Origin of the sequence: Kitasatospora sp. NPDC057500, from assembly GCF_042802195.1 — a bacterium.
In the GTDB taxonomy this organism is placed as follows: domain Bacteria; phylum Actinomycetota; class Actinomycetes; order Streptomycetales; family Streptomycetaceae; genus Kitasatospora.
In genome coordinates this window covers 1-23,310 of sequence record NZ_JBHVER010000131.1, presented here as the reverse complement: position 1 = coordinate 23,310, position 23,310 = coordinate 1, and the positions used below count along the sequence as shown (strand labels likewise).

The 23,310-nt window shown below is 74.8% G+C and carries 19 protein-coding genes; 6 read left to right on the top strand and 13 right to left on the bottom strand.

Annotation, left to right across the window (positions count from 1 at the left end):
* Positions 1-46 precede the first annotated feature (46 nt).
* Positions 47-2,971 (bottom strand): N-acetylmuramoyl-L-alanine amidase, encoded by a 2,925-nt coding sequence (locus ACFU74_RS24845; RefSeq protein ID WP_380760413.1) that lies wholly within the window; start codon positions 2,969-2,971, stop codon positions 47-49.
* Positions 2,972-3,359: 388 nt separating this feature from the next.
* Between ACFU74_RS24845 and ACFU74_RS24840 the strand changes: the two genes are divergently transcribed.
* Complete coding sequence (locus ACFU74_RS24840) at positions 3,360-5,039, top strand: serine/threonine-protein kinase (protein WP_380760411.1); 1,680 nt, start codon at positions 3,360-3,362, stop codon at positions 5,037-5,039.
* Positions 5,040-5,163: 124 nt separating this feature from the next.
* Entirely contained in the window at positions 5,164-5,934 is a 771-nt protein-coding gene (locus ACFU74_RS24835; RefSeq protein ID WP_380760409.1) for a hypothetical protein, read from the top strand.
* 98 nt (positions 5,935-6,032) lie between these two features.
* Here ACFU74_RS24835 and ACFU74_RS24830 read toward each other — a convergent pair whose 3' ends face one another.
* The 9 genes from ACFU74_RS24830 to ACFU74_RS24790 all read right to left on the bottom strand — a co-directional run bounded on the left by ACFU74_RS24830 (position 6,033) and on the right by ACFU74_RS24790 (position 15,027).
* The gene (locus ACFU74_RS24830) at positions 6,033-6,185 is read right to left on the bottom strand and encodes a hypothetical protein (RefSeq protein WP_380760408.1); all 153 of its coding nucleotides are present in this window, start codon (positions 6,183-6,185) and stop codon (positions 6,033-6,035) included.
* 158 nt (positions 6,186-6,343) lie between these two features.
* Entirely contained in the window at positions 6,344-7,426 is a 1,083-nt protein-coding gene (locus tag ACFU74_RS24825; protein ID WP_380760405.1) for a glycerate kinase, read from the bottom strand.
* Positions 7,423-8,277 carry a sugar phosphate isomerase/epimerase family protein gene (locus ACFU74_RS24820; RefSeq protein WP_380760403.1) on the bottom strand — a complete coding sequence of 285 codons (855 nt, stop codon included), beginning with the start codon at positions 8,275-8,277 and terminating at the stop codon, positions 7,423-7,425. Before ACFU74_RS24820 ends, ACFU74_RS24825 begins: the two co-directional genes overlap by 4 nt.
* Complete coding sequence (locus ACFU74_RS24815; protein ID WP_380760401.1) at positions 8,274-9,428, bottom strand: dihydrodipicolinate synthase family protein; 1,155 nt, start codon at positions 9,426-9,428, stop codon at positions 8,274-8,276. Before ACFU74_RS24815 ends, ACFU74_RS24820 begins: the two co-directional genes overlap by 4 nt.
* Before the next feature lie 99 nt (positions 9,429-9,527).
* Positions 9,528-10,679, bottom strand: coding sequence for a Gfo/Idh/MocA family protein (locus tag ACFU74_RS24810; RefSeq protein WP_380760398.1), 1,152 nt, complete (start codon positions 10,677-10,679; stop codon positions 9,528-9,530).
* Positions 10,680-10,796: 117 nt separating this feature from the next.
* Positions 10,797-11,777 (bottom strand): hydroxyacid dehydrogenase, encoded by a 981-nt coding sequence (locus ACFU74_RS24805; RefSeq protein WP_380760417.1) that lies wholly within the window; start codon positions 11,775-11,777, stop codon positions 10,797-10,799.
* A 104-nt stretch (positions 11,778-11,881) separates the two neighbouring features.
* Positions 11,882-12,787 carry a carbohydrate ABC transporter permease gene (locus tag ACFU74_RS24800; RefSeq protein ID WP_380760396.1) on the bottom strand — a complete coding sequence of 302 codons (906 nt, stop codon included), beginning with the start codon at positions 12,785-12,787 and terminating at the stop codon, positions 11,882-11,884.
* Positions 12,784-13,659 (bottom strand): carbohydrate ABC transporter permease, encoded by an 876-nt coding sequence (locus ACFU74_RS24795; RefSeq protein WP_380760415.1) that lies wholly within the window; start codon positions 13,657-13,659, stop codon positions 12,784-12,786. Before ACFU74_RS24795 ends, ACFU74_RS24800 begins: the two co-directional genes overlap by 4 nt.
* A gap of 12 nt (positions 13,660-13,671) precedes the next feature.
* Positions 13,672-15,027, bottom strand: a complete 1,356-nt coding sequence (locus ACFU74_RS24790) for an ABC transporter substrate-binding protein (RefSeq protein ID WP_380760394.1) — start codon at positions 15,025-15,027, stop codon at positions 13,672-13,674.
* Between the two features lie 325 nt (positions 15,028-15,352).
* On the opposite strand from ACFU74_RS24790, the gene ACFU74_RS24785 reads away from it, so the two are divergent.
* Positions 15,353-17,284, top strand: coding sequence for a DUF2264 domain-containing protein (locus ACFU74_RS24785; protein WP_380760392.1), 1,932 nt, complete (start codon positions 15,353-15,355; stop codon positions 17,282-17,284).
* Between the two features lie 6 nt (positions 17,285-17,290).
* Positions 17,291-18,076 (top strand): sugar phosphate isomerase/epimerase family protein, encoded by a 786-nt coding sequence (locus ACFU74_RS24780; protein WP_380760390.1) that lies wholly within the window; start codon positions 17,291-17,293, stop codon positions 18,074-18,076.
* Here ACFU74_RS24780 and ACFU74_RS24775 read toward each other — a convergent pair.
* The 3 genes from ACFU74_RS24775 to ACFU74_RS24765 all read right to left on the bottom strand — a co-directional run bounded on the left by ACFU74_RS24775 (position 18,073) and on the right by ACFU74_RS24765 (position 20,387).
* Positions 18,073-18,972, bottom strand: coding sequence for a hypothetical protein (locus tag ACFU74_RS24775; RefSeq protein WP_380760388.1), 900 nt, complete (start codon positions 18,970-18,972; stop codon positions 18,073-18,075). The genes ACFU74_RS24780 and ACFU74_RS24775 overlap by 4 nt on opposite strands.
* 96 nt (positions 18,973-19,068) lie before the next feature.
* Positions 19,069-19,263: an e9imm peptide gene (locus ACFU74_RS24770; RefSeq protein WP_380760386.1), complete on the bottom strand. Its 195-nt coding sequence runs from the start codon at positions 19,261-19,263 to the stop codon at positions 19,069-19,071.
* Between the two features lie 35 nt (positions 19,264-19,298).
* A complete protein-coding gene (locus tag ACFU74_RS24765; RefSeq protein WP_380760384.1) occupies positions 19,299-20,387 on the bottom strand; it encodes a substrate-binding domain-containing protein in 1,089 nt (362 codons plus the stop codon).
* Positions 20,388-20,658: 271 nt separating this feature from the next.
* Between ACFU74_RS24765 and ACFU74_RS24760 the strand changes: the two genes are divergently transcribed.
* Positions 20,659-22,458: a beta-galactosidase family protein gene (locus ACFU74_RS24760; RefSeq protein WP_380760382.1), complete on the top strand. Its 1,800-nt coding sequence runs from the start codon at positions 20,659-20,661 to the stop codon at positions 22,456-22,458.
* A gap of 94 nt (positions 22,459-22,552) precedes the next feature.
* Positions 22,553-23,310: DeoR family transcriptional regulator (locus tag ACFU74_RS24755; protein WP_380760380.1), on the top strand; the 758-nt coding region annotated here is incomplete at its 3' end.

Below are 23,310 nucleotides of genomic sequence, written 5' to 3'. Positions count from 1 at the left end.
CGACGGGAACGCCCGTCGGGGGCAGCGGCGCGGGTGGACCGGTCGGTCAGATGCCGGTCACCGCCACGGTGGTGACCGGGTCGATCGGGCCGGCCGCACCCGGGGCCTGGGTGTCCATCCAGCCCGACCAGCGGCCGAGGGCGTAGTCGCCGTTGGCGTTGTAGACCCGCCCGCCGGAGACGCCGAACAGCCGGAGGCTGTTGCCGGTGTAGGTGACGGCGAGCCTGGTCAGCGGCGCGGTCTGCCCGGTGACGGCCGAGACGTCGCCCCAGCCGTTCCAGGTGCCGGCCGCGTAGTCGGCGGTGGCCTGCTTGATCCTGCCGTCGACCAGGGCCAGCACGTGCTGCTGCGAGCCGACGGCGACGGCGGACAGGCCGGTGATCGTCCCGTTCAGCGGGCCGACCGCGCCGTTGATGTCGCCGTAGCCCCAGACGCCGCGGTCGTAGTCGGCGTCGGCGCTGTAGATCTTGCCGTCGGTCCCGACACCGTTGATGTGCATCACGTTGCCGTTGGCGGTCGCCGTGATCCGGTTCAGCGCGCCGGGGGACAGGCCGAGCACGCCGGAGATGTCACCCCACGGGTACCAGCGGCCCGCCGAGTAGTCCGCGGCGGCCTCCAGCAGGCGGCCCCCGGAGACCACGACCACGTGCATCCTGGTGCCGGTGGCGGCGACCGTCACCTCGGTCACGGGCGAGGACAGCGGACCGGCCGCGCCGTTGACCTGGAGGTCGTACCAGGGGGTCCACTCACCCGTGTAGAGGTTCCGGTCGGCGGTGTAGACATGCCCGTTGGCGACCGTCACCGCGTGCAGCCAGCTGCCCATGTAGAGCACGGCGAAGCTCTGGTTCGGGTCCGCCGGGCCGCCGACGGCCGGGATCGCGTGGTACTTCTCCCAGACGCCGCGGGTGTAGTTGGCGCCCGCGTTGACCGGGCCGCTGCTGGTCTGCGCCAGCAGCTGCACCCGCTCGCCGCTGGCCAGCACGTCGGTCTTCGCCGGCACCAGGTCGACGTCGGCGGACGAGACGAAGGCGAGCCGGTGGTTGTACCGGATCGGGTAGTACGTGACGCCGCCCTGGACCCAGCTGCGGTCGCCCGGCGCGCTGCCGTTGATGGTCGGGTTGTAGTAGAAGGCGCCCGGCACCGGGGTGGTGGTGGCCGGCACGTACTGCTGGCCGGCGGGCAGGGTGTAGTCCAGCGCGACGATGTTCGGGTCCGGCGCCGGGACGCCGAGCGCGGCGTAGGCGCCGTACTCCGGGTAGGAGCGGCCGTAGACCGCGACGCTGCCCAGACCCGCCTTGGGGGTCAGCACGTACTGGCCCGGGCGGTTGTCGGCGGAGGCCATGGAGCCGTCGTTCCAGAACCAGGCCTTGCGGCCGTTGTACCAGATGGCGGTCCACTGCCCCTGGATCTCGGCGACGACGTAGCTGCTGCCGGCCACCGCCTTGTCGCTCCAGTCGGAGGCGTTCAGGGTGGCGTTGCCGATCAGCGGGCCGGCGGGGGAGGCGTGCAGGTAGACGAAGTTCGCCGGCTGGGACGCGACGTTGTTGATCGGCGGCCGGTAGGCGTTGGAGAACGGCGGGTTGATGGTGATCCGGCCGCCGACCACGTAGCCCCGGTCCGCCGGGACGCGCCCGCCGACCAGGTCCATGTAGTGGTTCCAGTCCCAGAACGTGCCCGGGTCCCAGTGCATGCCGTTCACCGAGCTCTGGACCGGCCCCGGCACCTCGTCGTGGCCGATGATGTGCTCGCGGTCCAGCGGGACGCCGAACCGGTCGGCCAGGTAGCGGGTGAGGGTCGCCGAGGACTGGTACAGCTGCTCCGAGTACCAACTGGCCCCGCTCAGCGCGTAGCCCTCGTGCTCGATGCCCACGCTGTGCATGTTCAGACTCTTGTTGCCCGCGTGCCAGGCGATGTCCTTGTTCGCGACCATCTGCGTGACGTGTCCGTCGCTGGACCGCAGCAGGTAGTGCGCGCTCGCCAGGGACTTCGGGTTCTGGAACGTCGCCAGCGAGCCCGTGTAGCCGCCCTCGGTGTCGTGGATGACGATGTAGTCGATGTCCGCACCGCCGCGGGCGGCGATCGAGTAGTTGCCGAAGTTGGAGACGTCGGCGTTGTTCTGCGCGTACGCGGCGGGCTTGAAGTCGCAGCCCAGGGCGGCCGGGCACTCGATGGGGTCGGCGGCCCCCGCGGCCGCGACCGCTCCGGTGGTCCCGGCGCCGCGCGAGCCGTCCTGCGCCGCGGGCGGGCGCCCGACCCCGCGGTCGACCGCCGGGCTGTGCGCGACGGCCTTCGGGTCGGCGGCGAGCGTCAGCCGCTGGCCCTCGGAGGTGGTCCGGGTCGCGCCGACCTTGAGGGTGCCGAACACCCGGTCCGCGAACTCCTGCCCCTCGGCGGAGCCCTGACCGTCCGAACCGCCGTTGCTGAAGCGGATCACCGCTCCGTACCAGGCGGCCGGGTCGGCGGACTGCGGGGCCTTCGCCGCGCGCTGCTGCTCGGCGAGCAGTGCGGCGCCGCCGCGGATGCTCTGCAGGGTGTTCTCGCGCAGCTCCGCCGCGGGCCGCCCGATGAGCTCGGCCGCCGCTTCGAGGGTGTGCAGCGCGGGACCGTCGACCGGGGCCGCCGGGGCGGGTGCCGCCTCGCGGGCCGTCGACGGGGTGCCGTCACCGCGCAGGTCGACCTCCGGCTGGGCGGCGGCCTGGGCCGCCGCGACCGCCGCCACGTCGACCTGGGTGAGGCCCATGACGTTGTAGTTGCCCGTGGTGCTGGGCCGGCCCTGGTGCGACTCCCAGCGGGTCTGCTGGTAGGAGACCGCCAGCAGGATGCTCTCGGGGACCTTGAACTCCTTGGCCGCGGCGGCGAACTGGGCCTGCAGCCCGGCAGCCGGCGCGGTCGGGGCGGCCGGAGCGGCCACGGCGAACGTGGCACCGCCCGCCGCCATGCCGAAGGCGGCCGCCGAAGCCGCCGCGGCCACGGCCACGGCCGCGCGGAGCGGCGAACGTGGTCGCGGTATGCGAGATCGATGGGTCAACGGTTGTCCCGACCTTCCCTGATGGACCGGATCTGATGGATGGATCGGGAACGTATCAGCGGCGACCGACAGGAGACTACCCGGGCCGGGCGGCGGGACACCGGTGATCGCCCGTTTGCGCGCTGGTGTCCCGTCAGCGGCCGGGCGGAGGACCGGGCGGAGGACCGGGCGGAGGCGGAGCGCGGCCCGGAGCGCGGCCCGGGCGGATTCGAGTGGATCAAGAAGTGGTCCCGTGATCGAGATCCCGTACCGCCGGTGGTCCCGGACCGATAGCGTCTGCTCAGGGGCGTGCGGCGGGGACGGCCGCGCCCGGCGCGGAGGGGAGTGGAGCATGCAACCGTTGGCGGCGGACGATCCGCGGCAGGTGGGCGAGTACCGGTTGCTGCGGCAGCTCGGAGCGGGCGGGATGGGTCGGGTCTACCTCGGCCGGTCCACGGGAGGGCGGACCGTCGCCGTCAAGGTGGTCCGTCACGAGCTCGCCGGGGACGCGGAGTTCCGCGCCCGGTTCCGCCAGGAGGTGGCGGCCGCCCGGCGGGTCGGCGGCGCCTGGACGGCGCCGGTCCTGGACGCGGACACCGAGGGCGGACGGCCCTGGGTGGCCACCGGCTACGTCGCCGGGCCCGCGCTCACCACCGCCGTACGGGACTTCGGGCCGCTGCCCGGGCCGGCCGTCCGCACCCTCGGCGTCGGCCTCGCCGAGGCGCTCGCCCATCTGCACGGCCTCGGGCTGGTGCACCGGGACGTCAAGCCGTCGAACGTGCTGCTGACCCTGGACGGGCCGCGGCTGATCGACTTCGGCATCGCCCGGGCGCTGGACACCACCACCGGGCTCACCCAGTCCGGTCAGGTGTTCGGCTCGCCCGGCTTCATGTCGCCGGAGCAGGCGCACGGGCTGCCCGCCGGGCCGGCCAGCGACGTCTTCTCGCTGGGCGCGGTGCTGGCGTACGCGGCGACGGGCACCATGCCGTTCGGCTCCGGGGTGAGCGCGCCCGTCCTGCTCTACCGGGTGCTGCACGAGGAGCCCGACCTCGCCGGGCTGTCCGGCCCGCTGGAGTCCGTCGTCCGCGACTGCCTGGCCAAGGACCCGTCCGCCCGCCCGACGCCCGCCCGGCTGCGGGAACTGCTGGACGGCGACGGCACGGCCGCGGCCCGGCCGGGGCGCGGGGACTGGCTGCCCACGGCGCTGGCGGCAGCGGTCGGGCGCAGCGCCGTGCAGTTGCTGGACCTGGAGGAGGAACGGGCGGTGGCGGCCGCGCCCGCTCCGGAACCGGCGGCGGGAGCACCCGCCGGTGGCTGGACGGTCACCGGGGCGGCGGTGCCCGTGCCCGCCGGCGGCGCGCCCGGGTTCGGACCGCCGGCCCCGCAGGGCTTCGGCCCGCCGCTCGCGGGACCCGTCGGACCTTCCGGACCGTACGCCCCGCCCCCGCCCCCGCTCCCGACCCCGTTCCCGCTCCCGTCCGCGTTCCCGCCGCCGGGCCACGGGCCGTACCCCCGGCGGCCGAGCGACCGACGGGGGTACGGCGTGCCGGCGGCCGTCCTGGCCCTCGTGCTCCTGCTCGGCGGCGGCTACCTGCTCTTCGAGCGGCTGCGCGACGAGGACGGAAGCACCGCGACTGCCGCGCAGGGCGTCGTCCCCGCGAAGTTCCTCGGCACCTGGGTCGGCGAGCGCACGGCCGCCAACGGGGACGTCACCACCGTCACCGTCACCATCAACCAGTCGGAGCAGGACGAGGAGAAGAGCACGATCCGCGCCGAGACGCCGAGGACCGGCATCTGGTGCGAAGGCGCCTGGAAGCTCAGCTCGGTCGGGAAGGACGAGATCTCCTACGCGTCGCGGACGACGGGCTCCTCGCCCGGTGCGGAGTGCATCAGCGACAGGTCGACCTACCGCCGGATCACGATGCAGCCGGACGGCACCCTCCACTACGACACGGACCTGATCAAGTCGTCGGACCAGTCGGACCGGTCGGACCCGTCGGAGGAGTACGTCGTCCTGCGGAAACTGCGCTGAGGCCGTCCTCGACCCCCGCGCGGACGACCCGGAACCGATCACCCCGCCCGCCCGTCATCCCCACGGGGACCGCCACCGGCTCGACGCCCCGTCCGCTCTTCACCGCCGAGGTCCGAGGAGATCCATGGCCGACACCGTCAGCTCACTCGCAGCCCGTCTTCACGAGGTGCTGGTGGAACTCCTGACCAGGGGAGCCCCGGCGGCCGGGACCAGGGGCCTGCACGACGTCATGGCGCGCGCCGGGGCGCTCGGCCCCGACGGTGACTGGCTCGTCGCCTCGGGCCACGCGGGCCTCGCCGGGATGGCCTGCGTACAGGGGCAGGCGGACCTCGCGATCCTCCATCTGGAGGCCGCGGTGTCCGGCGGGTTCAACGACTGCGTCTCGCTCCACACGCCCCCCGTGCTCCCGCTGCACCACGACCCCCGCTTCCAGGCGCTCTACGGGCGGATGCGCATCACCCAGGCCGACCTCGACGAGTTCTTCTGGATGCACCAGGAGATGCAGCTCATGATGAGGGACGCCCAGCAGGCCAGCCTCGACAACATGAGCCGCTACGACAGCGGCGTCTCCCTGCTCCCGCAGGCCCCGCTGCCCACCCGTGAGCCGAACACCATCGGCGTCCTGATCACCCGCATCGACCTCGCGGCCGCCCAGAGCGCCCTCCAGCAGGCCGCCGTGAAGGCCGACTTCCAGCGCAGCTCCGCCAACACCAGCCTCAGCCTCATCGACGACACCTGGGACTACGCCCGCGCCAGGCGCGATGCCCGGAGTGCCGACGCCCTCGACTCCCAGCGCCTGCGCGCCTCCGAGGCCCGGGCCTTCGTCGAACGCCCCGGCGCCGACACGACCCTCGTCCCCTGCCCCCCGCTCGGCTCGATCCGCTACCCGTCCTGACGACCGCGCCCCGGAGGCCGCGGGGGCTTCCGGGGCGCCTGCGCGCGGAGGTCTCCGGCGGTCCCGGGGCTTCCGGGGCGCGGACCTGGGGGCGGCGGTCAGGCGGTGAGGCGGGCGAGGAGGAGGCGGGCGCGGCGGGACTTGGCCTCGGCGCGGGTCTTGAGACGGAGGGCGTGGGCGAGGCGGTGCTGCTCGGCCTCGCGCATGCGCTCGTTGATGAGGGCGCGGGCGGTGTCGAGGTGGTAGTCCATGGCGGTTGATCCCCCTGCCGGTGGGTGGCCTGCCGATGCCTTCAACATCAGCCCCAAGGCCCCCTTGCGCCTATGATTCTACATCAATATTTGAGGAGTGCTCTCCAATTCGCAGTCGTGGCGGGTTGTTGGCCTACTGTTTGAAGGCCATTTGATCGTCAGTCCATGGGATGGGTGCCGGCCAGGCGGGCGCCGGCGGTGGTGAGCCAGTGGGTCGCGCGGGCGCGGGCGTCGGCGGGGTCGCCGGAGAGGCGGGCGAGGGTGAGGGCGCCGGGGTCGGTGGACTCACCTGCGACGACCCGGGCGGGGACGGCGGCCGTCCGGGCGCGGGCGAGGACCTCGCCGACCGCCTTGCCGAGCAGGCTGGTGGTGTCGAAGCGGCCCTCGCCGGTGATCACCAGGTCGGCGCCGACGAGGGCGGCGCCGAGTCCGGTCAGGTCCGCGACGGCCGCCGCGCCGGGGACCACCCGGGCGCCCCAGGCGGCCACCAGGCCGTAGGCGGTGCCACCGGCCGCGCCCGAGCCGGGGAGGTCCGGGTCGCCGCCGAGCAGGTCGGCGAAGCGGCGCAGACCTGCCTCCAGGAGGGCGATCGCGGCCGGGTCGGCGCCCTTCTGCGGTCCGTAGACCGCAGCCGCTCCGGCGGGGCCGAGCAGCGGGTTGGTGACGTCGGTCAGCAGCCGGACGCCGCCGGGCGGGGCGGCGCGCAGGGCGGTGCGGTCCAGCCGGTCGGCCCGGGCGAGGGCGCCGCCGCCGTCCGGGAGCGGGGCGCCGGAGTCGTCCAGCAGCCGCAGGCCGAGGGCGGCGAGCAGCCCGGCGCCGCCGTCGGTGGACGCGGAGCCGCCGAGCGCGACGGTCACCCGCCGCGCGCCGGCGTCCAGCGCGGCGGCGATGGTCTCGCCGGTGCCGCGGGTGCCGGCGGTGAGCGGGGCGAGGTCGCCGCCGAGCAGCGGCAGGCCGCCGGTGTCGGCGAGTTCGACCAGCGCGGTGCCGTCCGGCAGCAGCGCGTAGCGTCCGGTGACCGGCCGCCCGTCGGGGCCGGTGCAGCCGGGGACCGGGTGCAGGACCGCGCCGGGGAGGGCCGCCGCGAGCGCGTCGAGGGTGCCCTCCCCGCCGTCGGCCATCGGACGGATCAGCAGTTCGTCGTCCGGCCGCACCGAGCGCCAGCCGGCGGCCAGCGCGAGGGCGGCGTCCCGGGCGGTGGCGGTGCCCTTGAAGGAGTCGGGCGCGACGACGACCCTCACGGCCGGGCCAGGTGGGTGAGGTGGCGCTCGACGAGGGTGCGCAGCGTCAGCTCGCCCGGGGTGTCCCAGATCTCCTGGTTGAAGATCTCGACCTCGATCCAGCCGTCGTACCCGGCATCGGTGACCAGGTCGGTGAGGGCGCGGAAGTCGATGTGGCCGTCGCCGACGTGGCCGCGGCCGAGCAGGGCGTCGGCGGGCAGCGGCAGGGTCCAGTCGCACACCTGGTAGGAGGCGATCCGGCCCTCCCGCCCGGCGCGGGCGATCTGCTCGGGCAGCGCCGGGTCCCACCAGACGTGGTAGCTGTCCACCACGACGCCGACCTGCCGGGCGGGGTGCGGGGCGGCGAGGTCGAGCGCCTGGCCCAGGGTGGAGACCACCGCCCGGTCGGCGCAGAACATCGGGTGCAGCGGTTCGATCGCCAGCCGTACGCCGAAGTCGCCTGCGTGCGGGGCGAGTTCGCCGAGCAGGTCGGCGACGGCGGCGCGGGCGCCGACCAGGTCGCGGCTGCCGGCCGGCAGACCGCCGACGACCAGCACCAGGGTGTCGGTGCCGAGTTCGGCGGCCTCCTCGATCGCCTGGAGGTTGTCGGCGAGCGCGGCCCGGCGCTCCTCGGGTCCGGCGGCGGTGAGGAAGCCGCCCCGGCAGAGGGTGCTGACGGCGAGCCCGGCGTCCCGGCACAGCTTCGCGGAGCGGGCCAGACCGGTCTCGGCGACCTTGTCGCGCCACAGCCCGATGGCCGGGATGCCGGCGTCCACGCAGCCGCGCACGGCCTCCGGGAGGCTCCAGCCCCGGGTGGTGATCTGGTTGAGGGACAGCTTCGCGAGGCCGGTCACGGCGTTGGTGCCGCTCATGCCGCCACCCCCGCGACCGCGAGCAGCCGGCGCATCCGGTCGGCAGCGAGGTCCGGGTCGGGGAGCACCCCGGCCGCGTCCGCGAGGCGGAACAGCTCCACCAGGTGGGGCACCGAGCGGCCGCTCTGGGCACCGCCGACCATGGTGAAGTGGTCCTGGTGGCCCGCCAGCCAGGCGAGGAAGACCACCCCGGTCTTGTAGTGGAAGGTCGGCACGGCGAACAGGTGCCGGGCCAGCGGCACGGTCGGCGCGAACAGCTCGTCGTAGCGGTCGAGGTCGCCCTCGTCGAGCGCCCGCAGCGCCGCCGCGGCGGTGGCCGCGATCGGGTCGAAGACGCCCAGCAGGGCGTGGCTGTGGCCGAGTTCGTCGCCGCGGATCAGCTCGGGGTAGTGGAAGTCGTCACCCGTGTACATCCGCACACCGGCCGGCAGGGCGCGGCGCAGCGCGATCTCCCGGTCGGCGTCCAGCAGGGAGACCTTGATGCCCTCGATCCGGTCGGCGTGCGCGCCGATCAGCTCCAGCACGGTGGCGGCGGCCGCGTCGAGGTCGGTGGAGCCCCAGTAGCCGGCCAGCGCGGGGTCGAACATCTCGCCGAGCCAGTGCAGCAGCACGGGCCGCTCGGACTCGGCGATCAGCCCGCCGTACGCCTCCAGGTAGTCCTCCGGGCCGCGGGCGGCGGCGGCCAGGGCGCGGCTGGCCATCAGGATCGGCTGGGCGCCGGCCTCCTGGACCACGGCCAGCTGCTCCCGGTAGGCGGCCCGGACGGCTCCCAGCGGGTGGGGGCCGGGGGCGAGCTGGTCGGTGCCGACGCCGCAGGCCAGCCGGCCGCCGCAGGCGCGGGCGGCGGCCCCGGAGCGGGTGATCAGCTCACGGGTGGCCGGCCAGTCGAGGCCCATGCCGCGCTGGGCGGTGTCCATCGCGTCGGCCACGCCGAGGCCCAGCGACCACAGGTGGTGGCGGAAGGCGAGGGTGGCGTCCCAGTCGACGGCGGCGGGGGCGCCGGGGGCGTTGTCGCCCAGCGGGTCGGCGACCACGTGGGCGGCGGCGAAGGCCACCCGGGAGCGGGCGGCGGGGGAGGCGGCAGGGGCGGACGGGGCGGCGGGCTCGCGCAGCCGGATCCGGCCGTGGCCGGGCAGGTCGATCTCGGTCATGGTGTCAGCGCAATCGTCTCGTCGGCGGCCGGGTACGCGGTGGCCGGGTCCGTGGTGGCCTGCTGTTCGGCGGCCGGCCGGGGTACGGCCGGCGGGCCGTCACAGGGTCAGCTCGGGGACCTCCAGACGGCGTCCCTCGCGCGCGGAGCGCAGGCCGAGTTCGGCGAGCTGCACGCCCTTGGCGCCCTCCAGCAGGTCCCAGTGGTACGGGGAGCCGGTGGCCACGTGGCGCAGGAACAGCTCCCACTGCGCCTTGAAGCCGTTGTCGAACTCCTCGTTGTCCGGCACCCGCTGCCACTGCGCGCGGAACGGCTCGGTCGCCGGGAGGTCGGGGTTCCAGACCGGCTTGGGGGTGGCCGCACGGTGCTGGAAGCGGCACTCGCGCAGCCCGGCGACGGCGCTGCCCTCGGTGCCGTCCACCTGGAACTCCACCAGTTCGTCGCGGTCCACCCGGACCGCCCAGGAGGAGTTGATCTGGGCGGTGATGCCGCCCTCCAGCTCGAAGACGCCGTACGCGGCGTCGTCGGCGGTGGCCCGGTAGGCCTTGCCGTGCTCGTCGATCCGCTCGGGGACGTGGGTGGCGGTGTGCGCGTACACCGAGCGGACGGGGGCGATGATGCCGTCCAGGACGTAGCGCCAGTGCGGGAACATGTCGAGGACCATGCCGCCGCCGTCCTCGGCGCGGTAGTTCCAGGACGGCCGCTGGGCCTGCTGCCAGTCGCCCTCGAAGACCCAGTAGCCGAACTCGCCGCGCACGGAGAGGATCCTGCCGAAGAAGCCGCCGTCCACCAGCCGCTTGAGCTTGAGCAGGCCGGGGAGGAAGAGCTTGTCCTGCACGGCGCCGTTGCACACCCCGGCGTCGCGGGCGAGGCGGGCGAGGTCGAGCGCGGCCTCCAGCGACTCGGCGGTGGGCTTCTCGGTGTAGACGTGCTTGCCGGCGGCGATCGCCGTGCGCAGCGCGGCCTCGCGGGCGGGGGTGACCTGGGCGTCGAAGTAGACCTCGGCGAGCGGGTGGGCGAGGGCCTCGTCGAGGGAGGTGGTCCAGTGGGTGAGGAGGTGCCGGTCGGCGAGGTCCTTGAGCTTGTCGGCGTTGCGGCCGACCAGGATCGGCTCGGGCCACAGCGTGTCGCCGTCGCCGAGCGGCAGGCCGCCCTGGTCGCGGATGGCGAGGATGGAGCGGACCAGGTGCTGGCGGTAGCCCATCCGGCCGGTGACGCCGTTCATGACGATGCCGATCACCCTGCGGGACATGGGGGTTCTCCGATTCGTTGCTGGTGCGGGGAGCACGTGGTGCGAGGACACGTGGTGCGGGTCACGTGGTGAGGGCGCGTGGTGCGGGGCCGCGCGGCGCAGGGGCGCGGCGCGGGGTCACGCGGTGCGGTGGACGTCCTCGGCGAGGACGGGGTGGGCGAACGGCTGCCCGGCGGTGTAGCGGGCGAGTTCGTCCGCGGCGGCGGCGGCCATCCGGTGCAGCTCGCCGCCGAGGGAGCCGGCCACATGGGGGGTGAGGACGACGTTCGGCAGGTCGTAGAGCGGGGAGTCGGCGGGCAGCACCTCGGGCTCGGTGACGTCGATGACGGCGTCGAGCCGCCCGGAGACGACCTCGCGCACCAGCGCCTGCTGGTCGACCAGGGAGCCCCGGGAGGTGTTGACCAGGGTGCTGCCGTCGCGCATCAGGGCGAGCCGGCGGCCGTCGATCAGGTGCCGGGTGGCCGGGAGTTCGGGGGCGTGCACGCTGACCACGTCGGAGGCGGCGCACAGCTCGTCCATGTCGACGGAGCGCGCGCCGAGCCGGGCGGCCTCGGCGGGGTCGACGTAGGGGTCGTGCAGCAGCAGGTCGAGGTCGTGCGGGCGCAGCAGTTCCAGCACCCGCCGGCCGATCCGGGAGGCGCCGACGATGCCGACGGTGCGCCGGTAGTTGCCCGCCGTCGCGTACGCCAGCTGCCAGTCGTGCGGGGCGCGCCGGCGCCGGTACTCCTCGCGGATCGGCAGCAGCCGCTTGTTGGCGAGCAGCACGACGGCGACGGTGTACTCGGCGACCGGCAGGGCGTTGGCCCAGGCCGCGGAGGTGACCTGGAGGCCGCGGCGCCAGCAGGCCTCGGTGACGTGGTGCTTGACCGAGCCGGCGGCGTGGATGACGGCGCTCAGCCGCGGGGCGGCGGCCAGCACCTCCTCGTCGATCGGCGGGCAGCCCCAGCTGGAGACGATCACCTCGGCGTCGGCGAGCGCGGCGCGGGCCTCGGGGGTGGTGAAGTCGTCCAGGACGAGCGCGGGGTCGAGGTCGGCCAGCGCGGTGAGCCTGGCCAGGGTGTGCGGGTCGATCAGGCGGCCGGCGAGCTCGCGGTGCATGGCGAGGACGGCGCGGGGGCGGCAGGCGGGCCGGCCGTCGGGCACGGTGGTCTCCCGGTCGGGCGTAGGGGCGGTGGTGGCGGGGGTGGCGGCGGGGTTCGGGTTCACTTGACGCTCCCTGCGGTCAGACCGGCCTTCCAGTGGCGCTGGAGCAGCACGAACGCGAGCACCAGCGGCACGACGGCGAGCAGCGAGCCGGTGATGACCAGCGGGTAGTACTCGGGGAACGCCTTGGTCTGGGCGTTCCAGCTGAACAGGCCGAGGCTGACCGGGAAGAGCCGGTTGTCGGAGAGCATCACCAGCGGCAGGAAGAAGTTGTTCCAGATCGCGGTGAACTGGAACAGCAGCACGGTGACGAAGCCGGGCATCACCATCCGCAGCCCGATCGACCAGAAGGTCCGCAGCTCCCCGGCGCCGTCCATCCGGGCGGCCTCCAGGACCTCGTTCGGCACGTAGCCGGCGCAGAACACCCGGGCCAGGTAGACGCCGAACGGGTTGACCAGCGAGGGGATGAAGACCGCCCAGAAGGTGTTGACGATGCCGAGCTCGGAGGCCAGCAGGTACATCGGCAGGGCGAGCGCCGTGGTCGGCACCAGCACGCCCAGCAGCACCAGGCCGAACAGCTTCTCCTTGCCCGGGAAGCGGTAGACGTGGAAGGCGTAGCCGGCCGCGACGCACACCAGCGCGCAGAGCAGGGAGCCGATCCCGGCGTACAGCAGCGAGTTGAGGTACCAGCGGAAGTAGATGCCGTCGCCGGTGGTGGCCAGGTCGCTCAGGTTCTGCCCGAGCTGGAAGTTGCCGGGGCCCAGGGAGTTCCCGCCGAGCAGGTCGGCGGTGTTCTTGGCGGAGGCGGTGAGCAGCCAGCCGAGCGGCCACAGGGTGTAGAGGGTGGCCAGGACCAGGGTGCCGTTGACGGCGGTCTTGGAGAGCGTCCACGGGCGGCGCGGCCGGCCGGCACCGGTCGGGCGGCGGGGCGGGGCGCCGCTGGGGCGGGTGGCGGTGGTGGTCATGCGTCGGCCTCCCGCCGGCGTTCGGAGCGGCCCCGGGTGAGCCGGGTGACGGCGAAGGAGAGCCCCGCCGCGGCGAGCGCCAGCAGCACCGAGGCGGATGCGGCGAGCCCGTAGTCGTGGCGCTCGAAGGCGGCCGTGTAGGCGTACATGTTCGGGGTCCAGGAGGAGGTGACGCCCGGCGAGGTGCCGTAGAGGATCATCGGCTCGGTGAACAGCTGGAGCGAGCCGATCACGGTGAACAGGCCGACCATCGCGATCGACGGCCGGATCAGCGGCACCTTGATGCTCAGGGCGGTGCGCAGCGGTCCGGCGCCGTCGACGACGGCGGCCTCCAGCACGGTGCGGTCGATCGCCTGGAGGGCGGCGTAGAAGATGACCAGGTTGTAGCCGGTCCACTGCCACAGCGCCATGTTGACGACGGCGGGCAGCGGGTGGCCGAGCGGGTCGGGCTGGGTGCCCAGCGCCTCCAGCACGTCCAGCACGGGGCTGATGCCCGGGGTGTACAGGTACATCCACAGCAGGGCGGCGATGATGCCGGGCACGGCGTGCGGGATGAACAGGGTCAGCTGGAAGAAGCGCCGGGCGCGGGCCAGCGTGGAGTCCAGCAGCAGGGCGAGGACGAGCGCCAGGCCGGTCATCAGCGGGATGTAGAGCAGGCAGTACTGCGCGGCGGTCCAGAACCCGTCGCGGAACGCCTCGTCGCCCAGGGCCCGGGCGTAGTTGCCGAGCCCGGTGAAGACCGTCTCCGCGTCGCCGAAGCCGAGGCCGTCGCGGCGTTCGGTGAACAGGCTCAGCCGGATCGCGTAGCCGATCGGGATCAGCGTGCAGGCGGTGAAGAGCAGGAGGAACGGGGCGATCAGCACGGCCGGGATGGGTGCCGGTGGTCACTGGGCGACCTTCAGTCCGCGGTTCTTGAACTCGGCGAGGGTGGCCTGCTGCGCGGTGTCGAGCGCCTGGTCGATGGTGCCGCTCTTGTCGGCGACCTTGCCGAAGGAGTCCTTCAGCGAGCCGTTGGTGAGGCCCATCGCCGGGCCCCAGGTCCAGCCCGGCTTGACGGACTTGGCGGCGTCCGCGTAGAGGGCGTAGAGGTCCTGGCCGCCGTAGAAGTCGGTGTTGAAGGCCTGCTTGGCGACCGGCACCAGCTCGGTGGCGGCCGGGTAGGCGGAGGAGGTGCCGGAGGAGATCCGGGCCTTGAAGCCGTCGGCGGTGGTGGTCGCCCAGGTGGCGAACTCGACGGCGGCCTTGGCCTTCTTGCTGTCCTTGGAGACGGCGAAGGTGGTGCCGCCCAGCATGCCGCTGGCGGGGGTGCCGTCCCAGCTGGGCATCGGCGCGGCCGCCCAGGTGCCGTTCACCTCGGGGGTGGTGCCGACGTTGGCCTTGAGGACGCCGCCGCCCCAGGTGGCGCCGAGGTAGCCGGCCGTCTCGCCCTTCTGCAGGGACGCGGTCCACTGCTGGCTGAAGGACGGCATGACGCGCACGAGGTCCTCGTCGGCCAGCTTCTGCCAGTACTCGGAGACCTTGCGGGTCTCCGCCCCGGTCAGGTCGGACTTCCAGGCGTCGCCCTCGGCGGCGAACCAGTGGGCGCCGTTCTGCCAGGCCATCGCCTCGAAGGTGGTCGGGTCGTCCGGGAAGAAGGTGGCGATCCGGGTGTCGGGCTGGGCGGCCTTCAACTGCTGCGCCGCGGTGCGGAACTCGTCCCAGGTCTTGGGGACGGTGATGCCGGCCTTGGCGTAGAGGTCCTTGCGGTAGTAGAAGACCTGCGGGGCGGCGTCCAGCGGCAGGGCCCAGGTGCGGCCGCCGAGGGAGGTGAGCTCGACGGCCTGCGGGAGGTACTTGGCCTTGAGGTCGCCGTCGACGAGCTTGCTGATGTCCTGGACGGCGCCCTGGCTGACGAAGTCCGGCAGCTGCGGGTACTCGACGTTGAAGACGTCGGGGGCGTTGCCGGCCTTGACCGCGTTGGAGAGCTTGGCGTAGCCGCCGGCGGCGCCCGCCGGGATCTCCTCGAAGGTGACCTGGATGTTCGGGTGGCTCGCGTTGAACGCGGCGACCACGTCCTTGGTGCCCTTCGCCCAGCCCCAGAAGGTCAGGGTGACCGGCTTGCCGTCGTCCGCGGCGGCGGTGTTCCCGGACCCGTCCCCGCTGCTGCCGCAGGCGGCGAGCAGGGTGACACCGAGCGCGGCCGAGGTGGCCGCGGCGGCGACGCGGAGGGCTCTGCGCCGGGAGAAGGGGGTCGAGCGCATCGGTGGGCTCCTTAGGGCGAGGGTGCGCGGGCCAGGGGGCGGTCGGCTCCGACCGGGACCCGCAGAGGGTGGGGGCGATTGGCTGTCATCCTGAGCAGATCGGCGATCGGAGTCAAGAGATCTGGATCAAATGATCCAACCTGATCGGTCCGCCCGGCCCTCGGATTCGCCCTTCTGACCACCGGGAATGCCGAAAAATACGGGTGAATGGCCGCCCGGGCGGTAAGGTCACAATCCGATCAAGCCGTTCATTTGATCGCCTTGGCTTGACGAATGATCAGGCGCTGCCTAGATTCCGGCTCACCACCCGACCACGGAGGACCTCATGCGCCTGCCCCCGGAGGACCGCGACCTCAGCCCGCACACCGGCTGGACCAGGGAGCACTGGGAGGCGGCCGCCGACGCCCTGCTGACCGCGGTCCGCCCGTACGCCAGTCCCGCCGGGGCGCTGATCGACCTGCCCGGCCCCCGCCCTAGCTGGTCCGGACGCCGCTCCGACGGCCTGGAGGGCTTCGCCCGCACCTTCCTGCCCGCCGCCCTGCGGGTGGCCGGCGCGGGCGGCGCCGACCCGCACGGCCTGCTCGCGCACTACGCAGCCGGACTCGACGCCGGTACCCGCACCCCCACCGGCGAACGCGACCTCGCCGACGGCGACCGCGAGTCCTGGCCGCTGATCACCGACCGGGGCCAGGCCATGGTCGAGGCCGCCTCCATCGCCTTCGCGCTGCGCCTCACCCGCCCCTGGCTCTGGGACCGGCTGCCCGGACCCGTCCGCGACCGGGTCGGCCGCTGGCTCACCGACGCCCTGCACCGCACCCCCAACGACAACAACTGGCAGCTCTTCCCGCTGGCCGTCGGAGGCTTCCTCGCCGAGGCCGGCATCGCCGAGGCCGAGTCCCGCGCGGCGGTCCGGCGCGGGCTGGAGCACATCGACCGCTGGTACCTCGACGACGGCTGGTACACCGACGGCCGCCCCCGCGCCTTCGACCACTACAACGGCTGGGCCCTGCACCTCTACCCCGTCCTGCACGCGCACCTCGCCGACGACCGGGCCCTGCGCACCGTGTACGGCGAACGCCTCGCCGCCCACCTGGCCGGCTACGCCCACACCTTCGGGGCCGACGGCGCGCCCGTCCACCAGGGCCGCTCGCTCACCTACCGCTTCGCCGCCACCGCGCCCCTGTGGGCCGGAGCGCTCACCGGCCACACCCCGCTCGCCCCCGGCACCACCCGCCGGCTCGCCTCCGGCGCCCTGCGCCACTTCCTCGACCGGGGCGCCGTCGACGACCGCGGCCTGCTCACCCTCGGCTGGCACGGCCCCGACCTGCGGCTCGTCCAGGGCTACTCCGGCCCCGCCTCCCCGTACTGGGCCGGCAGCGCCTTCCTCGGCCTGCTGCTCCCGTCCGGCCACCCGGTGTGGACCGCGCCCGAGGAGCCCGCCCCCGCCGAGCGGCGCGACACCGTCCTCGCCCTGGCCGGGCCCGGCTGGCTGGTGCAGTCCACCGCCGCCGACGGCCTGGTCCGGCTGCACAACCACGGCAGCGACGACCAGCCCGCGGAGGCCGTGGGCCCCGACGATCCGTACTACGCGCGGCTCGCCCACTCCACCGCCACCGGGCCCGCCTTCGAGGGCCCCGCCGACAACCACCTCGCCCTGCTGACCGACGCGGGCCCCACCGAACGCGGCCGCGTCCACCCGCTCGGCACCGGGCCCGGCTGGGCCGCCTCCCGCTGGCACCCCCGCGCCGGCGGCCGCGAGCTGCCCGGCGTCACCGTCACCTCGCTCACCCTCGCCCACGGCGCCGAGGAGGTCCGGGCCCACCTGGTCACCGGCGGGACGGCCGGCACCCCGGTCACCCAGACCGGGTGGGCGGTCGCGGGCGCGCGCACCGAGCACCGGACCGACGCGGGGGTCCTGGCCGACGGGCGGCTCGCCTCCGAACTGCACGCCCTGCACGGCTTCACCGCCGCCGACGGCGAACGGGTCCCCGGCGGCACCGCCTTCGGCCCCGAGGCGGCGCTGCCCAGGCTCACCGGCGAACTGCCCGCCGCCGGCCCCGCCCTGTTCGCCTGCGCCGCCCGGCTCACCGCCGCCGACCGGCCGTCCGCCCTCGCCGACGCGGTCACCCTGGAGGCCCGGCCCGACGAGGAGGAGCCGGGGGCGGTCGTGCTGACCGTGCGGCTCGCGGGCGCCCCGGACCGGCGGATCCGGCTCGCGCCCGGCACGGTCACCGTCCGCGCCGTCGAGGAGGGCTGAGCCGCCGTGCCCCTCGCACTCGCCACCCTCGGCCTGCCCGGGCTACCGCTCGACCGCGCCGCGGGCCTCGCCGCCGAGCACGGCTGGCACGGCCTCGAACTGCGCTGCGCCGACGACCAGCCGGTCCGCCTCGGGCTGGACGCGGCCGGGCGCCGGGCCGCCGCCCGGCTGCTGTCCCGGGCCGGGGTGGTCCCGCTGACCCTCGCCTCCTACGTCGGAGTCGCCGCCCCCGGGCCGGACGCGCCGGTGCTCGCCGAGCTGACCGCCCACCTGCGGTTGGCCGCCGACCTCGGCTGCCGCCACCTGCGGGTCTTCCCGCAGGGCGGCCCCGGCCCGGCGGCCGGGGCCGACGAACGCGCGGTCCGCAGGCTGCGCGCGGCGGCCCCGCAGGCGGCGGCCCTCGGGGTGCGGATCCTCGTCGAGACCCACGACTCGCACCGCGCCGGCGCCGCACTGGCGCCGCTGCTGCGCGAGGTGGACCACCCCGCGGTCGGCGCGCTCTGGGACCTGCTGCACACCTGGCTGGCCGGCGAGAGCCCGGCGCAGACCCACCGAGCGCTCGGCCCCCACCTCGGATACGTGCAGGTCAAGGACGTCGCCTCGGCGGACGACCTCACCCCGCTCCCGCTCGGCACGGGCGTGCTGCCGATCGCCGACTGCCTGCGCCTGCTGCCGCCCGGCGCCTGGGCGGCCTGGGAGTACGAGGCCCCCTGGCACCCGCACGCCGCGCCCCTCGCGCCGCAGCTGGGCCCGGGGGCGGGGTACCTGACCCGGCTGCTCCCGGGCAGCTAGACGGCTTCGGGCCCCGGACCGACGGCGGTGGGCGACGGGGTGCTGAACTTGAAGAGGTACTGCGACGTCTCAAGGTCGTCGGCGGCGGGCGCCGTCAGCGCGGGGCCGGTGCCCAGGGCCGAGTAGGTCACGGTGACGGCCTTGCCCTCGCCCTCCTTGTCGCCGAACTCGCGGAACCGGACGAGTTCCTGCTCGGCGTTGAGCCAGAAGTCGAGGGTGAACGTTTCACCGCATTTCTTCAGGGCCACCTCGATGTGGGGGCGGTGCTCCTCGGTGAGGTCGGGGAGTCCGCCCAGCACGGTGGCGGCGTCCTCGACAGCGCGGTACTGCGTGACCTCGGCACCGTCGATCGTCCCGCTCCCGACCACGCTGAGCCGGGCCGCCTGGGCCCGGGTCAGCTGGTTCACCGGGTCCATCGCCATCGCCAGTTGCGGATAGAAGGGCCGACGCCACATCGCGAAGGGCGTCTTCACCCAGAGGGCCTGCTCGCCCGCCTCCGCCGCGGCCTGCTCGGTGGGGCCCAGGTACGCCTCGTTGCCCACCACCCGGACTCTGATCGAGGCCTTCGGCGTGTCGACCAGGTACTCGATCCCGGCCGGGCGGCTCGCCCAGTGGGCGAAGCCCGCCCCCGGTTTGGCCTCCAGGCCGTCCGGCGCGGCCAGCGTGTACCGGGCGCTGCCGGCCTTGCGCATCACCTCGGCCGCCGCCGCCAGCGCCGCCTCGGGGCCGGGCCCGGCCGCCGTGCTCGCCGCCACCCCGCTGCTGCTCGCCGCCGCACCGTCCGGCGCGGCGGCCCTCTGCGATGGCCCGCCACCGGTGCCGCCACACGCGGTGAGGCCGCCCGCCAGCACGGCTGCCGCGACTGTCACGGCGGCGGCGGAACGCGTTCCGCGCATGGAACCCCCTACGAGCCCGAACTTCTCCGACGGTGTCGGGCGCAGACTCTAGTGGATCACCGGTTCGGCCCCGCACCGGTTTTCGTCCGGTGCTTCTCACCGCGCGAAGGGCCGGTGCACCAGGGCCTGGCCGACCACATCGGTAGCTGTCGGCCCGGGCCCTCTCGGCCGGAAGACCAGATCGCCGACACATCGACCCGGACAACCGAGGGCCCGGTCGAACGTCTCCAGCATCCGGCTCGGCCAGGCCTCGTCGGTGCGGTCCGTGCCCATGATCTTCAGCACCGTCACCTGATCGCCCGGCCGGCTACCGACCGGGCGTGGGCTCACACCGAGGGCACGGCCCCGCAGGAGGCGCGGACGTGCAGGACCGGGAGCAGCGCCGTGCGGTGCACCGGCAGGTCGGTGCCGGCGGCCAGGCGGCGCAGCAGCAGGTCGACGGCCGCCGCGCCGACCGCGCGCTTGGGCGGGGCGACGGCGGTGAGCGGGGGTGCGGCGAGGGCGGCGAAGACGTCGTCGTAGGCGACCAGCGCCACGTCGCCGGGCACGGTGAGGCCCTGCGCGCGCAGCAGGGGCGGCAGTCGCAGGGCGTCCTGGTCGTTGTGGACGAGCACCGCGCGCGTCCCGGACCGTGCGGCCTCGGCGATCCGGGTCACCAGCAGTTCGGGGTCGGCCGGCACGTTGCCGGGCCCGAGGGTGTCCAGGGCGGGCAGGGCGGGCAGCCCGAGCAGCCGGGTGCCCTCCAGGTAGCCGGCCCGGACCTCGGCGGCCGTCCAGGAGTCGCCCCGGGCGGCGAGCAGCACGCTCTCGTGGCCGAGTCCGGCCAGGTGGCGCAGGGCGCTCAGCACGCCGTGGCGGTGGTCGGAGGCCACGGTGTCCAGCCCGGAGCCGGGGCCGTCCGGGGTGGGGGAGCGGCGTTCCACCAGGACGGCGGGCACCGGCAGGGCGTCCAGCCAGGCGTAGTCCTCGGCCGCCCGGCCGGGGACCAGCCCCGGGGCCAGCAGCAGGCCCTCGGCGCCGGACTCCAGCAGGCGTTCGGCCTGCAACCGGTCGCCGCCGGTCCCGTACGGGGCGATGCCGAGGACCAGCCGGGCCCCGGCGGCGGTGGCGGCGGCCCGGGCCCCGGCGATCACCTCGTCGAAGTAGGAGCCGACCGAGGGCACCAGCAGCCCGAGGGCGCGGCCCGCTCCGGGGCCGTGGGCGGCCGGTGGTCCGGCGGCGTCGGGGCGTTCCAGGGAGACGAAGCCGTGCGAGCGGGAGATCCGGCCGGCGTCGGCGAGTGCGGCGATGTCGCGGCGGACCGTGACGGCCGGGATGCCCAGCCGGTCGGCCAGCTCGGTGAGGCGGACCCGCCCGCCGAGCTCGCCCACGGCCGACACGATGAGCCTGCGGCGCTCTTCCCCCGAAATGGCCATCCTGGCCTCCCAATGTCATGCCCGCCGAAGCGTCGTCCGGGAGCGGTCCCCCGGTGATATTCCGATCGAAGAGTATCGTTCGATCGAAAATTGATCAATAATGCCGGTGATAGCCGATCGATTGACCGTGCGATCACCGAACTCCTAGGGTGTCCCCGGTGGCCGCCGCCGATCCGCCGCCGCTGACCTGCCGTAGCCGCCCGTGCGGCCGTGCGCCCGGACCCGTGCAGGTCCCGCCCCCTCACTCCCGCCCCTTCCCGCGGAGGACCCGATGGCCGATCAGGCCCCCCACCCCGCCCTCACCACCGACGGCGACACCTTCCTGCGCGACGGACGTCCGCACCGGATCGTCTCCGCCGCCGTCCACTACTTCCGCATCCGCCCCGAACAGTGGACCGACCGCCTCACCCGGCTGCGCGCCATGGGCGTCAACACCGTCGAGACCTACGTCGCCTGGAACTTCCACCAGCCCACCCCCGACCGCGCCGACTTCACCGGCGACCGCGACCTCGCCGGCTTCGTCCGCGCCGCCGGCGACCTCGGCCTCGACGTCATCGTCCGCCCGGGCCCGTACATCTGCGCCGAGTGGGAGTTCGGCGGCCTCCCCGGCTGGCTGCTCGCCGACCCCGCGATGCGGCTGCGCCGCCTGGACCCGCCCTTCATCGCCGCCGTGGAGGCCTGGTTCGACCACCTGGTGCCCGTGCTGCTCCCGCTGCTCTCCTCGAACGGCGGCCCGGTGGTGGCCGTCGCCGTGGAGAACGAGTACGGCAGCTACGGCAACGACACCGCCTACCTCGAACACCTGCGGGACGCCCTGGTCGCCCGCGGCGTCGACGTCCTGCTGTTCACCGCCGACGGCGCCGAGGACGGCTTCCAGCTCGGCGGCCGGGTCCCCGGACTCCTCACCACCGGGACCTTCGGCTCCCGCCCCGAGGAGTCCCTCGCCTGCCTGCGCCGCCACCAGCCGGTCGGCCCGCTGGTCACCATGGAGTACTGGTGCGGCTGGTTCGACCACTGGGGCACGCCGCACCACGTGCGCGACGCCGCGGACGCCGCCGAGGTGCTCGACGCCCAGCTCGCCGCCGGCGCCTCGGTCAACCTGTACATGGGCCACGGCGGCACCAACTTCGGCTGGTGGAACGGCGCCAACCACGACGGCACCAGCTACCAGCCGGACGTCACCAGCTACGACTACGACGCCCCGGTCGGCGAGGCCGGCGAACTCACCGAGAAGTTCCACCTCTTCCGCGAGGTGATCGAACGCCACCTCGGCCCCAACCCCCACCCGCTGCCGGAGCCGCCCGCCCGCCTCGCCCCCCGCACCGCCCCGGTCACCGCGAGCCGGCCGCTGCTCGGTCCGCAGGGCGCCCTCGGTGAACTCTCCACCGTGCACCACCTCCCCGAGCCCCGCCCGATGGAGGAGCTCGGCCAGAACTTCGGCCTCATCCACTACCGCACCCGCCTGCGCGGCCCGCTCGCCCACGGCGAACTGCGGGTGGACGGCCTGGCCGACCGCGCCCAGGTCCTCCTCGACGGCGAACCCCTCGGCGTCCTCGACCGCGACCACCCCGACCGGGCCCTGCCGCTGCGGGTGCCCGAGGGCGGCGCCGTGCTCGACCTGCTCGTCGAGAACCAGGGCCGGATCAACTACGGCCCGCTGCTGCACGACCCCAAGGGCATCACCGGCGGCGTGCGGGTCGACCGGCAGTACCAGTTCGGCTGGGAGGTGCGCCCGCTGCCCCTCGACGATCCGACGGCCCTCGCCCTCGGCGAGCCCTCCACCGCCGACGGGCCCGCCTTCCACCGGGCCGAACTGACCGTCGACACCCCCGCCGACGGCTTCCTCGCCCTGCCCGGGTTCACCAAGGGCATGGTCTGGCTGAACGGGTTCGCACTCGGCCGCTACTGGGACATCGGCCCGCAGCGCACCCTCTACGCCCCGGCGCCGCTCTGGCGGGCCGGCGCCAACGAGGTGCTGATCCTCGAACTCCACCGCCCGGGCGACCACGTCGAACTGGTGGCGGGCCCCGACCTCGGCCCCGTCGTCCCCGAGGAGCGGTACGGATCCTGACCCCGGTCCGCCTCCGCCGGGGCCGGCACCGCTCCGCCGACCGGGTGGTAGGTTCTGTCCACTTCGACAGACCGGCCCACCGACAGGGAGTGCCATGCCGATCCCGGCGGACGATCGCCGTGCCCGCATCCTCGACACGGTGCGCGGCCTGGGCACCGTCCGGGTGGTGGACCTCGCCGAGCGGCTGGGCCTGCCGGCCGTCACGGTCCGCCGGGACGTCGCGGCCCTCGCCGAGTCCGGCCAGCTCCGCCGCACGCACGGCTCCGTCTCGTCCGCAGGCCCGGCGGCGGCCGGCCCCTCGGCCGCGTCCGCCCCGGCCCCTGCCCCGGCGCCGGCCCGTCCGGCCGAGGCGGCCACCCTGGGCCTGCTCGTCCCCGCCGTGGTGCAGTACTTCGACGAGGTGATCGCCGGTGCGCGCACCGCCGCGGCCGGGGCCGGCGTCCACCTGGTCCTCGGCATCTCCTCCTACGAGGCCAGCGCCGACCGCGTCCAGGTCGACCAGCTCCTCGCCTCCGGCGTCCAGGGCCTGCTGCTCGCCCCCAACTGGACCGCCGACGACCGCCCCGAGGAGTACGCCTGGATGGCCGGACTCCCCGTCCCCGCCGTCCTGCTGGAACGCCTCCCGGCCCCCGGCAGCCCCGCCGCCGTCCTCGACGCGGTCGGCTCCGACCACCGGTACGGCGTCCTGCTCGCGCTGCGCCACCTCGCCGGCCTCGGCCACCGGCGGGTGGCGCTGGCGGCCCGCACCGACACCTGGACGGCCCACCAGGTCCGGCTGGGCTACGCCGAGGCCTGCCGGACGCTCGGCCTGCCCGCCGAGCCCGTCATCGACATCCGCACCCCGGCCGGCGA